This window comes from Acidisoma sp. PAMC 29798 (assembly GCF_030252425.1).
GTDB classification, from domain to species: domain Bacteria; phylum Pseudomonadota; class Alphaproteobacteria; order Acetobacterales; family Acetobacteraceae; genus Acidisoma; species Acidisoma cladoniae.
On record NZ_CP126994.1, the window covers coordinates 4,163,992 to 4,177,955 of the forward strand.

At 63.2% G+C, this 13,964-nt stretch carries 14 protein-coding genes; 8 read left to right on the forward strand and 6 right to left on the reverse strand.

The window, feature by feature from the left end; translation table 11 throughout:
- Positions 1-34 precede the first annotated feature (34 nt).
- The 3 genes from QP803_RS19995 to QP803_RS20005 form a co-directional block, all read right to left on the reverse strand.
- A complete protein-coding gene (locus QP803_RS19995) occupies positions 35-613 on the reverse strand; it encodes a DUF3576 domain-containing protein (RefSeq protein WP_284945223.1) in 579 nt (192 codons plus the stop codon).
- Between the two features lie 152 nt (positions 614-765).
- Positions 766-2,025: a porin gene (locus tag QP803_RS20000; RefSeq protein WP_284945224.1), complete on the reverse strand. Its 1,260-nt coding sequence runs from the start codon at positions 2,023-2,025 to the stop codon at positions 766-768.
- Positions 2,026-2,316: 291 nt separating this feature from the next.
- Positions 2,317-3,561, reverse strand: a complete 1,245-nt coding sequence (locus QP803_RS20005) for a porin (RefSeq protein WP_284945225.1) — start codon at positions 3,559-3,561, stop codon at positions 2,317-2,319.
- 202 nt (positions 3,562-3,763) lie between these two features.
- Here QP803_RS20005 and QP803_RS20010 point away from each other — a divergent pair, with 202 nt between their 5' ends.
- From QP803_RS20010 to QP803_RS20020, 3 genes are read left to right on the forward strand one after another with little or no spacing between them, the layout of a single operon-like run.
- Entirely contained in the window at positions 3,764-4,513 is a 750-nt protein-coding gene (locus QP803_RS20010) for a YggS family pyridoxal phosphate-dependent enzyme (RefSeq protein WP_434082872.1), read from the forward strand.
- Positions 4,494-5,081 carry a Smr/MutS family protein gene (locus QP803_RS20015; protein WP_284945226.1) on the forward strand — a complete coding sequence of 196 codons (588 nt, stop codon included), beginning with the start codon at positions 4,494-4,496 and terminating at the stop codon, positions 5,079-5,081. Before QP803_RS20010 ends, QP803_RS20015 begins: the two co-directional genes overlap by 20 nt.
- Positions 5,078-5,479 (forward strand): helix-turn-helix domain-containing protein, encoded by a 402-nt coding sequence (locus QP803_RS20020; RefSeq protein WP_284947978.1) that lies wholly within the window; start codon positions 5,078-5,080, stop codon positions 5,477-5,479. The genes QP803_RS20015 and QP803_RS20020 overlap by 4 nt, the downstream gene beginning before the upstream one ends.
- A gap of 24 nt (positions 5,480-5,503) precedes the next feature.
- On the opposite strand, the gene QP803_RS20025 is transcribed toward QP803_RS20020, so the two are convergent.
- Positions 5,504-6,097, reverse strand: coding sequence for a Maf family protein (locus QP803_RS20025; RefSeq protein ID WP_434082873.1), 594 nt, complete (start codon positions 6,095-6,097; stop codon positions 5,504-5,506).
- Complete coding sequence (locus tag QP803_RS20030) at positions 6,094-6,963, reverse strand: pyruvate, water dikinase regulatory protein (protein WP_284945227.1); 870 nt, start codon at positions 6,961-6,963, stop codon at positions 6,094-6,096. The genes QP803_RS20025 and QP803_RS20030 overlap by 4 nt, the downstream gene beginning before the upstream one ends.
- Positions 6,964-7,268: 305 nt before the next feature.
- Here QP803_RS20030 and hemE point away from each other — a divergent pair, with 305 nt between their 5' ends.
- Genes hemE through hemJ form a run of 4 tightly spaced genes read left to right on the forward strand, consistent with a single transcriptional unit; the run spans position 7,269 to position 10,580 of the window.
- The gene (hemE, locus tag QP803_RS20035) at positions 7,269-8,303 is read left to right on the forward strand and encodes a uroporphyrinogen decarboxylase (RefSeq protein WP_284947980.1); all 1,035 of its coding nucleotides are present in this window, start codon (positions 7,269-7,271) and stop codon (positions 8,301-8,303) included.
- Entirely contained in the window at positions 8,303-9,433 is a 1,131-nt protein-coding gene (gene hemH, locus QP803_RS20040) for a ferrochelatase (RefSeq protein WP_284945228.1), read from the forward strand. Before hemE ends, hemH begins: the two co-directional genes overlap by 1 nt.
- A complete protein-coding gene (locus QP803_RS20045; RefSeq protein ID WP_284945229.1) occupies positions 9,427-10,137 on the forward strand; it encodes an HAD family hydrolase in 711 nt (236 codons plus the stop codon). The genes hemH and QP803_RS20045 overlap by 7 nt, the downstream gene beginning before the upstream one ends.
- A complete protein-coding gene (hemJ, locus tag QP803_RS20050; protein WP_284945230.1) occupies positions 10,134-10,580 on the forward strand; it encodes a protoporphyrinogen oxidase HemJ in 447 nt (148 codons plus the stop codon). The genes QP803_RS20045 and hemJ overlap by 4 nt, the downstream gene beginning before the upstream one ends.
- A gap of 99 nt (positions 10,581-10,679) precedes the next feature.
- Here the strand turns inward: hemJ and adh are convergent, their stop codons facing one another.
- The gene (adh, locus tag QP803_RS20055; protein WP_284945231.1) at positions 10,680-12,200 is read right to left on the reverse strand and encodes an aldehyde dehydrogenase; all 1,521 of its coding nucleotides are present in this window, start codon (positions 12,198-12,200) and stop codon (positions 10,680-10,682) included.
- A gap of 396 nt (positions 12,201-12,596) precedes the next feature.
- Here adh and rho point away from each other — a divergent pair, with 396 nt between their 5' ends.
- Positions 12,597-13,871: a transcription termination factor Rho gene (rho, locus tag QP803_RS20060; protein ID WP_284945232.1), complete on the forward strand. Its 1,275-nt coding sequence runs from the start codon at positions 12,597-12,599 to the stop codon at positions 13,869-13,871.
- Positions 13,872-13,964 lie beyond the last annotated feature (93 nt).

The window sequence follows — 13,964 nt, forward strand, 5'->3', positions numbered from 1 at the left end:
CAGATTAGCGCGCGTCCTGCCTGGGAGTGCGATGTCAGTTGGTGGCGGACTGAACCCGAAGCTGCCGGGCGCGGGCCAGAACCTTGTCTTCGATATCTTCATCCGTGCCGGGGGCGATTTCGGCATCCGTCCACTGGCCGCTTTGCAGCACCTGCTTGAAGATCGACACGCGCACGCCGTCTGCCCGCAGATCCTGGCCGAGGATATAGGCGGTCGCCTTATAGCGCTCGCCCGCATCACCCGGCGGCTGATACCAGTCGGTGATGATGACACCGCCGAAGGGATCGGCCGAGGACAGCGGCATGAAGGACAGCGTGTCGAGGGCCCCGCGCCACAGATAGGCGTTGACGCCGATACCGGCGCCGCCCGAACCGCCGCCGGCGGCATGGGGGTTCTTGTTGATGCCGAATGTGAGGCCGTCAGCGCCGAACAGGCCACCATCCGATCCGCCCTTGATGCCGGCGCCGACGGTCTGGTCACCGTTCAGGACGGTCGGGTCGACCGGTTTCGATTCCCCGCTGCCGCCGCAAGCCGCGACCGCCAACACGCTGAGGAGCGCCGCGACCCCTGTGCCACGACCTAGAAGTAGAAAAGCCCGATGTGTCACAATCATTTCGCCCGACCGGAGATGCTCCGCATGACTGCGGGGCTTTGTCTCTAAGCCGGGGTGGGGCGCCTGCCAAGCTACAAGCTGTAACAGGACATAAAGAAAGGGCGGCGGGATGATCCCGCCGCCCTTTTTAGAGCAACCTGAAGCGTGTCAGCTTACCAGTTGATGTTGGTGCCGACGCCGAAGAGCTGCGACTGCACGTAGTTATGCGCGGAACCGGCATCGTTGGTGGCGAAATCGAAGCCACCCTGCTTGCGCCAGCCGTAGTCATAATCGACGAACAGGTTGACGCCGGGAACCAGCGTATAGGTGCCGCCGAGCGCCAGGCCGTTATTGACCTGCTGGCCGGTGGTGAGGCCCGCGGCGGTGATGACGCCGTCGGCGTCGGACCCACCGGGAATGTCACCCGTCGTGTTGAAGCGGAAGACGCTGCCGCCGACCACGAGGGGACCCATGGTGTACTGGGCGCCAACCAAGAAAGCGACCGCATTGATGCCGCCCTGGGGCTCAAGCTGGAACGTGTAGCCGGAGACCTGGTTGAAATCGCCGTAGACCGCGTTGCCACCAAAGGTGAAGCCCGCGATCGTCGCCGTGGCGCCACCAGAAACCATGCTCAGGTCGTGGTAGCTGTTGACGGCACCAGCCTCGGGAGCGCCGGTGTAGTTGACCTGGCCAGCGTGCATGTAGTCAGCGCCAACCTGGATGCCAACCGGACCGAAGGTCTGGGTGAACTGGCCGCCGACATCGATCAGGTTACGCGGCGTGCCACCGGCGGGCGCCAGGGTCGGGGCGGAAGTGATCGGATCGGTTACGTTCTCGGCGGTGTGGTTCGGCTCGAAAGCGGCGCCGAACTGGAAGCCGGCGAGGGTCGGGGACAGATAGACGATCTTGTCCGTCTCCTGGCTCAGGCCGCCGTTATCGACGAAGGGATAGACCACTTCGGCGTTGTTCGGGACGATGGCGGGAAGATCGCCCCACCAGCCGCCGTCGTTGAAGCCTTCGAAGGTGCCGGTCTCGAAGATGACGACCGGGCCGTTTTCCTGGCCGAAGCTGACCTGGCCGAGCTTGGGCAGGCCCAAGTAGCCATAGGCCTGGTGGACGAACAGCGTCTCACCGCCGGCGCCCTTGGAGCCGCCGTTGATGCGGATTTCGGAAGCGGCACCATAATGCAGGCCGTTGGCGGCAACGCCGTCAAAGCCCGGGTAAAGGCGCATATAGCCGAACATCTGGGCGGTGGACGTCTTCGTGCCTGCGATGCTGTCGAGCGAAGAGGCTTCGACGCCGGCATACCAAGCGACGCGGCCGTTCAAGCGGACAGTGACGGAGCCGGGCGCTGCAGTCTGAGCCTGGGCAACAGCCATCAGACCCATCGAGGCACCCATGGTGGCCACGGTTGCTAGTAGGAGCTTACGCATTAGTTCCTCCTCGGTTTGCCGGAGATCCCGGCAGTCAAAAAAATCGCTCCTACCTTCAATCCTGTTCATGCCTGAAGGCGAGACCGGCTCGGAAGTAGCGCCAGGGATAATGACCATCCGTTAGGAGAATCTGCAACGGCAACGAGGGGTGCAGCATGACATTTACGAAACACTGTGGCCAAAACACCACATGGGCTGCGAGTGCCTTCTGCTGTAGCGCCTAAACGAGAAAGGCGGCGGATGTTTCCATCCACCGCCCCTTCGATCGCAGTCGCTTAAGCGATGCAGGCGTTACCAGTAGATCCAGGTGCCGACGGCGAAGACCTGGGCGCGGGTGTTGTTGTTGTCAGAGCCGACCTTGCTGGTCAGGAAGTTGAAGTCGCCCTGATGGCGCGTGCCGTAGAGGTAGGAGGCGAAGAGCTTCACGCCCGGCACCAGAATGTAGGTGGCGCCAGCGGCGGCACCCGTCTCACGACGTTGACCTTCGAGCAGCGGCTTGGAGTAGTCGCCCGTGCTCTGATAGTCGAAGTAGCTGCCGCCGACGCTCAGCGCGCCAGTGGTGTAGACAGCGCCGGCGAGCCAGCCGATCGCGTTGTCGGCGCCGGAGGGGTTCGGCAGATACTGGCCGTTCATGTCGCCGAACTTGGTGTTGCCACCGAAGGTCAGGCCGGCATAGGTCATTTCGGCTCCAAGGCTGCCAACGCTGACGGCCTGGTAAGGCTCGGAACCGCCCAAGGCCGTGCTGCTGCTGACGGTGCCGGCACCGAGATAGCCGCCGGATACGTTCAAGCCAACGGGGCCAAAGGCTGCCTTGTAGCGCGCGCCGATTTCATAGGTATTGCGGCGAAGATCGGCGCCACCGGGCTGCGAAACCACCGGATCGGTGACGTTTTCGGCGGTCTGGTTCGGCTCGAAGCTGACGCCGAAGCTGAAGCCGCTGAAAACCGGGGAGATATAATCGATCTTGTCCGTGGTCCGGAGGTTGTTGCTCCAGGTAAAGGGATAGACCGGGCGAGCGCTTGAATTGACGAAGAAGTTCTGAATGTCGCCGTTCCAGCCGCCGTCGTTGAAGGCGTCCGTGCCACTCTCAAAACGACCAGTGTCGAACAGGTAAAGGGCGCCTTCCTGCTGACCAAAGCGCACAAGGCCGAGCTCGGGCAGACCGAGATAGCCGAAGGCGCGCAGGACATAGAGCGTCTCGTCGCCGGCGGAGGTGTCCGGGCTGGTGTTCTGATTGACGCGGATCTCGGTCTGAGCGCCGTATTGAAGGCCGTTGGCGCCGACGCCGTCGAAGCCCGGGTAGAGGCGCGCATATCCCGCGAGACCCGAGCCCGAATATTTCGTGCCCGCAAGGTTCTGGCCGCTGAAGCTGCTGACGCCCGCGAACTCCGAGATACGACCGTCGAGGCGGACGACGACGGTGCCCGGCGCGATCTTCTTTGTGAAGACGGGGCTGGAAACCTGCGCCTGTGCCATGCCGGCCAGGCCGATCATTGCGGTCAGCGTTGCGGCGCCAGCCAAAAGAAATTGTCGCATTGAGTGGGTATCCCTCCGGTTTCAAAACTGCACCCGCGCGTCCGACACGGGTTCAGGCGTACGAAATCGTCCCACTCGTGGCAGAGCGGCACCGGCTTCGAGGGTTGTGGTGCTTAATTGCCACACATCCTTGTGGGTTTTGTACAACCACGGCGTCGTGTAAGCATGTGAAGGTTCCGAGACAACGAATAAACTCCGCTGAATGACGGTGCTTGACCGCGGCCGGTCCACCCCCGACCTTGGGCGCATGAGCCTGGATATTCCCGATGCGCTGGCTGCCGTTCGCTCGCTGATCGACACCGCCGTGGTTGCGGCTGGGCGTGACCGCGCGTCCGTGTCGCTCGTGGCCGTCTCGAAATTCCATGCGGCGGAAGCGGTGCAGGCGGCGCTGGGCGCTGGCCAGACGCTGTTTGGCGAAAACCGCGTGCAGGAGGCGACGTCGAAATTCGGCCCGCTGCGCGTCAGCCATCCAGACGTTGTCCTTCACCTGATCGGTGCCTTGCAGACGAACAAGGCGAGGGAAGCGGTTCGGATCGCCGATGTTATCGAGACGCTGGACAGGCTGCGTCTCGCCGATGCCATTGCGCAGGCTGCCCAGCAGGAGGGCCGGCTGCCCGGCCTGCTGGTTCAGGTCAATGTGGGGGATGAGCCGCAGAAAGGCGGCGTGCCGACCGCCGATGCCGATGGTTTCATTGACGCGATGCAGACGCGGTTTGGGGACGCGGTGCGCGGCCTGATGTGCATTCCCCCGGCGGAAGGCGATCCGACGCCGCATTTCCAATGGCTTGCCGCCGCCGCCGCACGCCATGGGCTGACGCAGCTTTCCATGGGCATGTCTGGTGATTTCGAGAGCGCCATTGCCTGTGGGGCCACGCATGTGCGCATCGGCACCGCGATCTTCGGCCACCGTCCCCCCGCCTCTGGACAGAATGATGGCCCTGCGGTCGCTTGACCGCCTCCGCGCGGCGCCCAAGGCGCGCCGCCTCTCAGACCGTGAACGGGCGGAATGGTTGATTTTCGCCCAAGCCTTTGGGGCCAAGCCTCTCCATGAGATGGCCGCCGCCGCCCCACCCGAGCCGCCGAAGCCGCCGGCCGCTCCCGTGGCGCCACCGCGACCCACGACCGTTGCTCCGCCTGCGAAGCTCCCGACGAAAGCTGACGCCAAAACGCGGCCGCCACCCTTTATAGAGGTCGGCGGTCCTGCTGCCGGCTTGGACGGCGGATCATGGAGCCGACTTCGCAAAGGCCGGACCCGGCCGGAGCGCATCCTTGACCTCCACGGTGCGACGGCACAGTCCGCCTTCGCGGCCTTCGAGCGGTTCATCGGCACAGCGCGCGCCGACGGTATTCGCTGCGTGGAGATCGTGACCGGACGGGGGGCGGGCGAAGGCGGTGTCCTCCGCCGCGAATTGCCGCACTGGATCAACCTGCCACACCTGCGGGGCGCGATTCTCGCCGCGACCTATCCCCATCGCGCCAATACCGGTGCCGTCGTGCTTCTTCTGAGGCGCGTGCGATAACCCCCTTTGGCGCCCGGCTACGCGCCTTGCGGGCGGCCCGGCAGGTGACGCTTGCCCAGCTTGGCGCGCAGCTTCAGGTGTCCGCGGCCTATCTCTCGGCTCTGGAACATGGCCGCCGGGGCATGCCCAGCGCCGGCCTGGTTCATCAGGTGTGCGAGTTCTTCGGTCTTATTTGGGATGACGCCGAGGATTTGGCGCGCCTCGCCAAGCTGTCCCACCCTCGCATCACGGTGAACACCGCCGGTCTGCTGCCGGAGCAGACGGCACTCGCCAATCGTATCGCGCAAACGATTCGCACATTGCCGCCGGAGACGGTGGCGGCCATGCACGCCCTGTTGGATGCGACGACACCGGCACCGAAGCCACGTTTGCGACGACCGGCGCGGTCCAGCAGCTAGTGATGTTTGGCGGAAGGCCGACCCCTAGATAAGCGCCCCAGTCTGTCGCAAAAATCCAAACAACGGCAGCAGCGGCAGACCGAGAATCGAAAACCAATCACCCTCGATGCGGTCGAAAAGCTGAATCGCCGGACCCTCGACGCGATAGCCACCGACGGTCGTCAGCACCGCCTCACCTTCCGCCGCCAAATAGGCGTCAAGCGCCGTGTCGCTGAAGGCCCGCAACCACAGGCGTGGCGTCTCAACATGATGCCAAATCCGGCTGCCACTCCTGAAACAGACGACGGCCGTGGGCAGAGCATGGTCCCGCCCGCGCAAAGCCAGCAGCTGCGCGCGCGCCGCTGCGACATCGATCGGCTTGTCAAACCAGGTGCCATCGCAGACCAGCATCTGGTCGGCGCCGATCACCACCGCATCAGGATGGCGACGGGAAATCCGTTGCGCCTTGATCTCCGCCAGTATGACGGCGGTGTCCGCCGCATCGATCCCCTCGGCGCGGGCTGAGGCTTTGACCTCCGCCTCATCCACCGGCGCCGCCACCACCTCGATCGTCAGCCCGGCCTGGCGCAGCATTTCCCGGCGGGTGACGGACCCGCTTGCCAGAATGAGACGCGTCACGATGTGGCCGCGTCACGGGCAATGGCAGCCTTGCGCTGGCGTTCGCGCCACGCGTCGATGAGTTGGATGACGGTCGCCGCCGTCTCCTCGATCGAGCGGCGGCTGACGTCGATCACCGGCCAGCCCCGGCTGGCGCACAGCCGCTTGGCCCAGAGCAGCTCGGCCGTTACCGCTTCCTGATCGGTATATTCGCCACTGTCATGGGCGGCGTTGTTCGCGGTGCCGAGCATCCGCAAGCGATGACGACGGATATCGATCAGCGCCTGGACATCCAATGTCAGGCCGATGACCGGGCAGGACGGATGTTCCAGCGCCTGCGGCAGCGCGATGCCCGGAACAAGGGGAATATTGCCGGCCTTGATGCCGCGATTGGCGAGATAGAAGGAGGTCGGCGTCTTGGAAGAGCGTGAGACGCCGACGAGTACGACATCGGCTTCGGCGATGCCGGCCTGCGCCTGCCCGTCATCATGCGCCAAGACATAGTGAATGGCGTCGATACGCCGAAAATAATCGGCATCCAGAGTGTACTGACGGCCAGGACGCGCCGCCGCCTTCTCCCCCAGATGGTCCTGGAACATCGACATCACCTGATCCAGCACATGGACCACCGGCATGCCGAGCTTCTGGCACGCCATGTCGAGCTCGGACCGCAGCGCTTTATCAACCAGGCTCGACAAGACAGGGCCGGGTTCGGCCTGAAGACCGTCCAGCACCCGATGCAGCTGAAAACGCGTGCGGATCAAACTCCAGCGATGGGGAATGATCGTCAGATGCTCGAACTGAACGGTCGTCGCCCGGACGATGGAATTGAGCGTCTCCCCCGTCGCGTCAGAGACCAAATGCAGGTTGAGCCGATGAGTGGACATGTCGTGATCATAACGGGATTAACGGGGGTAAGGGAGAGGCCATGACCCCGGATGCTGGGTCAGCGGGGATATCTGGCCTCTCGCGACTGTCATGTGAGGCGATCGCTCTCCCGTTCGTGCTCACGGCTGAGTGATTACGAACTCTCCATAAATAACAGAGATCTAGTCCCTCCCACCCTGTGGACAAGTTTGGGGATTATCTGCGGCACGTCCGGGTACCCCAGGTTGCACAGGCCCATCTACCTCCTCACCAATTCCTAGATCTTATTTAGTCATGGTAGTGGGGTGCTGGCTCTTGGGGACAGATCGTGAAAAGCTTGTTGCGCGCGCTCAAAGGGGAAGACGTTTGGCCGCCCCCGATCTGGCTGATGCGTCAAGCCGGCCGATACCTCCCGGAATATCGGCGTTTGCGGGCCGAAACTCCTGATTTCGTGAGTTTTTGTTTGGATCCGCAGCGGGCGTCTGAAGCCACGCTTCAGCCCATTCGGCGCTTCGCGATGGACGGTGCCATCCTGTTCAGTGACATCCTCATCCTGCCCTGGGCGCTGGGTCGCGACCTGCGCTTTACCGAGGGTCATGGTCCCAGCCTGACCCCGCTCCGGGCTGTGGATGAAGTGCAAAGCCTTGACCTTGAAGGCTTCCTGGGTCGGGTCGCGCCGGTGCTCGAAACCATCGGCCGGGTCCGTGCCGCCCTCACTGCAGACCATCCTGCGACCAGTCTGATCGGCTTCGTCGGCGCACCCTTTACCGTCGCCTGCTATATGATCGAGGGTGGTGGCTCGAAGGACTTCGCCGCGACGCGCCGGATGGCGGCGATGGAGCCTGCGCTGTTCGGGCGGCTGATCGATGTTTTGACCGAAACCAGCACCGCCTATCTGCTTGCGCAGATCGAGGCCGGGGCTGAGGCTGTGATGCTGTTCGATAGCTGGGCCGGATTGCTGCCCCCGTCCGGGTTCCAATCCTATGTCGTGGAACCTACGGCGCGGATCGTGGCCGGCATCAAGGCACGCTATCCCGATGTGCCGGTGGTGGGCTTTCCGCGCTTGGCTGGTACGATGATAGGCGCCTATGCGGCGGGCACAGGCGTGGATACGGTCGGGATGGATACAGCGGCTGATCCCGGCGTGGCACGGCAGCTGGTGCCACCCCATATGGGCTTGCAGGGCAATCTGGATCCTTTCGCCCTGTTGCAGGGGGGCGCGGTGATGGAGAATGAGGCCCGTGCTATCCTCGAAGCCATGAAAGGCCGTCCCTTCGTGTTCAACCTTGGCCACGGCGTGATGCCACCCACCCCGCCCGAGCATGTCGCGGGGCTGGTCGATTTCGTTCGGAGGGTCTGATGGATTCTCTTGCTCAGTTCAGCACGACGCAGCCGGCGGTGGGCCGCCCCAAGATCGCGGTAGTGCTGTTCAATTTGGGCGGGCCGGACAATCAGGAAGCGGTGCGGCCGTTCCTGCTCAACCTGTTTACCGATCCCGCCATTTTGCGCGTGCCGCCCTTCATCCGGCCCTTCCTGGCGCGCTACATCGCCCATAAGCGGGTGCCGGCGGCGAAGGAAAATTATCGCCTCATGGGCGGTGGGTCACCGCTGCTGCCGCTGACGCAAAATCAGTCCTCCGCCCTTCAGACGGCGTTGAGCGATGGATGGAATGTGAAATGCTTCATCGCCATGCGCTATTGGCATCCGTTCAGCGAAGCGGCGGTGCGCGAGGTTATGGACTGGGCGCCGGATGAGGTGCTGCTGCTGCCGCTCTATCCGCATTTTTCGACCACCACGACGGGCAGTTCGCTGATCGCTTGGCGGGAGGCTGCGGCCCGTGTGGGCCTCGCGGTGCAGACTACCACGCTGTGTTGCTGGTTCGATGACCAGCGCATCACCGCGAATGCCGCCGATATCCTGCAACGGACAATTGACGACGCGCGCGCCAGCCTGCCGCCGGAAGTGCCGCTGCGGGTGCTTTTCTCGGCGCATGGCCTGCCGCAGACTATTATCGATCGCGGCGACCCGTATCAGTTCCAGATTGAAGCCTACGTCGCGGCGCTGCGCCAACATCTGCGCGACCCCGACATCGATGGCCTCGTGTGTTTCCAATCGCGCGCCACGCCCCAGAAATGGATCGGCCCGAGCACGGATGATGCCGTGATCGCCGCCGGGCGGGATGGTTGCGCCGTCGTGGTGGTGCCGGTCGCTTTCGTATCCGACCATTCCGAAACCCTGGTCGAACTTGATATGGAATATCGTGAACTCGCCCATGTGCACGGCGTGCCGGGCTATTTCCGCGCGCCGGTGCAGAATGACGACCCCGGCTTCATTGCAGCCCTCGCGGCTGTGGCGCGCGAGGCGCGTGGTCGCGGACCGGGCCTGTGCAGCGCCAGTGGCGGGCGCGCTTGCCCGACCCCGCATCTGGACTGCCCGTTCGCGCGCGCCGGGATGACCTATTCTGTCGAGGATAAAGCCACGGTATGCTGACGGCTCACGACGTTCTTGCCCGGCGCGATCAGCCGATCGGGCTGGTAATTTTCGACTGCGATGGCGTGTTGATCGATAGTGAGGGCTTGGCGAGCCTCATCCTGTCCGAGCAACTCGCGGCGATCGGCTGGCCGATTACGCCCGAGGCCTGTGAGACGATTTTCCTCGGGACGTCCCTCAAGGACATCATCGCCAAGGCGGAGGCGGAGACCGGGCGGCCGGTACCGGCCACGTTTGGGCATGAGTTCTCCGTCGCTATGGTGAAGGCTCTGGCTGAGGGCGTGGAGGCCATTCCCGGCGCCGCTGAGGCGCTTGAGGCCTTGACGGAAGCCGGCATGCCCTGGCGCGTCGCCTCCAACTCCAGCCATCACGAAATGGCCATCAAGTTCGGGCGCACGGGCATGAAGCATTTGGTGGCCGACCGGCAGCACAGTGCGGAAGACATGATCCGCATCGGTCTTAACGGTAAACCTGACCCGCATCTGTTTCTCGCGGCCGCCGAGGCCGGCGGCGTGCGGCCTGCGCGCTGCGTGGTGATCGAGGATTCGGTGCCCGGGTCCCGTGCGGCCCGTCTCGCGGGCATGACCTGCCTCGGCTTCAGCCCTCACGCCTCCGGCATCGAACTTTCGGCCGAGGGTGCTGGCGTGTTCAAGGCGATGGAAGACTTGCCTGGCCTGTTGGGCCTGACCACGGTCGCCGCATGACGTTCCTTGGCGTGCTCTACCCCTGGGTCAAAGCGTTCCACGTCATCAGCCTGATCGCCTGGATGGCGGGGCTGTTCTATCTGCCGCGTCTGTTCGTATATCATTGCGGTGTGGCACCGGGATCGCAGGAGAGCGAACGCTTCAAGATCATGGAGCGTCGTCTGTTCAAGCAGATCATCACCCCGGCGATGTTTGCCACGTTGTTCTTCGGGATACTGCTGATGCTGACGCCGGGCGTGGTTCTGTGGAACCAGGGCTGGTGGTATGTGAAGCTCGCTTCTCTGGTGCTGCTATTCGGCTTCCACGGCGCCAGCTCGAAGTGGCGGAAGAATTTCCTCAACGACCGCAATACCAAGACGCACCGCTTCTATCGCTTCGCCAATGAAGTGCCGACGGTCTTGATGATGATCATCGTCATCATGGTGATCGTGAAGCCGTTTTGATCTAAGTGGCGGAATACGCTGCGCTTTTCTACCCTACATCGCGGCATCGTAGGGCGAAAAAGCGCAGCGTATTCCGCTGCGCGCTTCCGCCCCAAACACTCAGAAGAAGCCGAGCGCCTTCGGGCTATAGCTGACCAGCATATTCTTGGTCTGCTGATAGTGATCGAGCATCATCTTGTGGTTCTCGCGCCCGATGCCGGACTGCTTGTAGCCGCCAAAGGCCGCATGCGCCGGGTAGGCATGGTAGCAATTGGTCCAGACGCGGCCGGCCTGGATGCCACGACCGAAGCGATAGGCACGCGTTCCGTCCCGCGTCCAGACGCCGGCGCCGAGGCCATACAGCGTGTCATTGGCGAGGCTCAGGGCTTCCGCGTCGTCCTTGAAGGTCGTGACCGAAACCACCGGCCCGAAGATCTCCTCCTGGAAGATGCGCATCTTGTTATGACCCTCGAAGATGGTCGGCTGCATATAGAAGCCGTCCTTCAGCGCACCGTCGAAGACGCGGCGCTCGCCGCCCGTGAGGATCTTGGCGCCTTCCTGCTTGCCGATGTCGATATAGCTCAGGATCTTCTCCAACTGCTCGGAGGAGGCCTGGGCGCCGATCATCGTGGTCGGGTCGAGCGGATTGCCCTGGCGGATGGCCTCCACCCGCTTAATCGCCCGCTCCATGAAGCGGTCATAAATCGATTCGTGGATCAGCGCCCGGCTCGGACAGGTGCAGACCTCGCCTTGGTTGAGGGCGAACATGGTGAAGCCTTCGAGCGCCTTGTCGAAGAAATCGTCATCCTCGTTGGCGACATCGGCGAAGAAGATGTTCGGCGATTTGCCGCCCAATTCCAGCGTCACCGGGATGAGGTTCTGGCTGGCGTATTGCATGATCAGCCGGCCCGTCGTCGTCTCGCCGGTAAAGGCGATCTTGGCGATGCGTGGGCTGGAGGCGAGGGGCTTGCCGGCTTCCAGGCCATAGCCGCTGACGATATTGAGCACGCCCGGCGGCAGCAGGTCGCCCACCATCTCGGCCCAGACCAGGATGCTGGCAGGGGTTTGTTCGGCGGGCTTGAGCACCACGCAATTGCCGGCAGCGAGTGCGGGGGCAAGCTTCCAGACCGCCATCAGGATGGGGAAGTTCCACGGGATGATCTGGCCGACGACGCCCAGCGGCTCATGGAAGTGATAGGCGACGGTATCGTGGTCGATTTCGCTGAGCATGCCTTCCTGGGCGCGGACGGCGCTGGCGAAGTAGCGGAAATGATCCACGGCGAGGGGCAAGTCGGCGGCCATCGTCTCACGGATCGGCTTGCCGTTGTCCCAGGCTTCGACCAGCGCCAGCTTTTCGAGATTATCTTCCATCCGCTGGGCGATCTTCATCAGGATATTCGACCGCTCACCCGCGCTGGTGCGGCCCCAGGCGTCCTTGGCGGCATGGGCGGCGTCGAGCGCCTTGTCGATGTCGTCCTTGTCCGACCGGGCGATTTCGCAGATCACACCGCCGGTGATGGGGGAGGTATTGTCGAAATATCGGCCCGCCACCGGGGGCGTCCATTTTCCCCCGATGTAATTGTCATAGCGGGCGGCGAAGGGCGGCTTCTGTAACAGGCCGCTCGGTGCGAGTTGGTCCATGGCTCATTGTCCCTATCGAATGTTGATGACCCGGCTCTGACGGCTGGGCTTCTTGCTTCATCCAGACACGGGTCGCCGGCGAAAAATCCGGTTGACCCACCTCTACGGCAGCGGAATCACGCTATCAGGACCGGCCCATCTGCCGCAATCACCGTCTGGCGGAGCAGCCGTGTTCCCTCTGCCGGCTCTTGACTTGGCCGGCGCGGCGGTCCAGTGAAATGGCATCTAAAGTGGTCATTCCCCGTCAGACCGCTGTGCAGCGCTCCATCTCTATCCGGAGCCGTCTGCCTCCCCGTCCATCAAGTTTTCCCGCTCTATCAATCCACCTCCCCATATCGCTTGATCGTCCTGCCTTCTCATCCGCAGAAGGCGCCGGTCCTCGCCAAAGGCGTTCCGATGCATCTCGCCGAGCTCAAAGCCAAATCCCCCACAGACCTTCTCAGCCTGGCAGAGTCCCTCCAGGTCGAGAACGCCTCGTCGCTCCGCAAGCAGGAGATGATGTTCGCGATCCTGAAGAACCTGGCGGAGAACGATCAGGCCATTCACGGCGAGGGCACGCTGGAGATTTTGCCCGACGGGTTCGGCTTCCTGCGCAGCCCACAATCGAACTACCTTCCCGGCCCCGACGATATCTATGTGAGCCCGCATCAGGTGCGGCGCTTCAGCCTGCGCACGGGAGATTCGGTCGAGGGCCAGATTCGCGCGCCGAAGGATGGCGAGCGTTATTTCGCGATGCTCAAGATCAATACGATCAATTACGAGCCGCCCGAGGCCGTGCGCCACCGCACCAATTTCGACAATCTGACGCCGCTCTATCCGAACGAGCGGCTGAAGATGGAAATGGAAGTGCCGGCAACGCCGGTGAAGGGCGCGACGAAGGACAATACGCCGCGCGTGATCGACCTGATCGCACCGATCGGCAAGGGCCAGCGCGCCTTGATCGTGGCGCCGCCCCGCACCGGCAAGACCGTGATGCTGCAAAGCATCGCGACGGCCATTTCGGTCAACCACCCGGATGTCTTCCTCATCGTGCTGCTGATCGACGAGCGGCCCGAGGAAGTGACGGACATGGCCCGCAGCGTGAAGGGTGAGGTCATCAGCTCGACCTTTGACGAGCCGGCGACGCGCCATGTTCAGGTCACGGAAATGGTGCTCGAAAAGGCTAAGCGCCTGGTCGAGCATAAGCGCGATGTTGTCATTCTTCTCGATAGCATCACGCGCCTTGCCCGCGCCTATAACGCCGTCGTGCCGAGTTCCGGCAAGGTCCTGACCGGCGGCGTGGACAGCAACGCGCTCCAGCGGCCGAAGCGTTTCTTCGGCGCCGCGCGCAACATCGAGGAAGGCGGCAGCCTGACGATCATCGCCACCGCCCTGATCGATACCGGCAGCCGCATGGACGAAGTCATCTTCGAAGAGTTCAAGGGCACGGGCAATTCCGAGATCATCCTGGACCGCAAGATCTCGGACAAGCGGACCTTCCCGGCGATCGACATCACCAAGTCCGGCACCCGCAAGGAAGAGCTGCTGGTGGAAAAGAGCACGCTGTCCAAGATGTGGGTTCTGCGCCGCATCCTTAACCCGATGGGCTCGACGGACGGCATGGAATTCCTGCTCGACAAGCTGAAATACAGCAAGACGAACCAGGACTTCTTCGACGCGATGAATACCTAGACGAGCCGAACATCGTAGGGCGGAAAAGCGCAGCGTATTCCGCCATCTTGCGCGGGACGGTGGATTACGCTCCGCTCATCCACCCTACGGAGA

Bases quoted from the DNA above. Each gene is read 5' to 3' on its own strand.
- rho (WP_284945232.1), top strand. From the start codon at position 12,597: ATGCATCTCGCCGAGCTCAAAGCCAAATCCCCCACAGACCTTCTCAGC.
- QP803_RS20005 (WP_284945225.1), bottom strand. From the start codon at position 3,561: ATGCGACAATTTCTTTTGGCTGGCGCCGCAACGCTGACCGCAATGATC.
- QP803_RS20045 (WP_284945229.1), top strand. From the start codon at position 9,427: ATGCTGACGGCTCACGACGTTCTTGCCCGGCGCGATCAGCCGATCGGG.
- hemH (WP_284945228.1), top strand. From the start codon at position 8,303: ATGGATTCTCTTGCTCAGTTCAGCACGACGCAGCCGGCGGTGGGCCGC.
- QP803_RS20010 (WP_434082872.1), top strand. From the start codon at position 3,764: ATGACGGTGCTTGACCGCGGCCGGTCCACCCCCGACCTTGGGCGCATG.
- adh (WP_284945231.1), bottom strand. From the start codon at position 12,200: ATGGACCAACTCGCACCGAGCGGCCTGTTACAGAAGCCGCCCTTCGCC.
- QP803_RS20000 (WP_284945224.1), bottom strand. From the start codon at position 2,025: ATGCGTAAGCTCCTACTAGCAACCGTGGCCACCATGGGTGCCTCGATG.
- QP803_RS20015 (WP_284945226.1), top strand. From the start codon at position 4,494: ATGGCCCTGCGGTCGCTTGACCGCCTCCGCGCGGCGCCCAAGGCGCGC.
- QP803_RS19995 (WP_284945223.1), bottom strand. From the start codon at position 613: ATGATTGTGACACATCGGGCTTTTCTACTTCTAGGTCGTGGCACAGGG.
- hemJ (WP_284945230.1), top strand. From the start codon at position 10,134: ATGACGTTCCTTGGCGTGCTCTACCCCTGGGTCAAAGCGTTCCACGTC.
- QP803_RS20030 (WP_284945227.1), bottom strand. From the start codon at position 6,963: ATGTCCACTCATCGGCTCAACCTGCATTTGGTCTCTGACGCGACGGGG.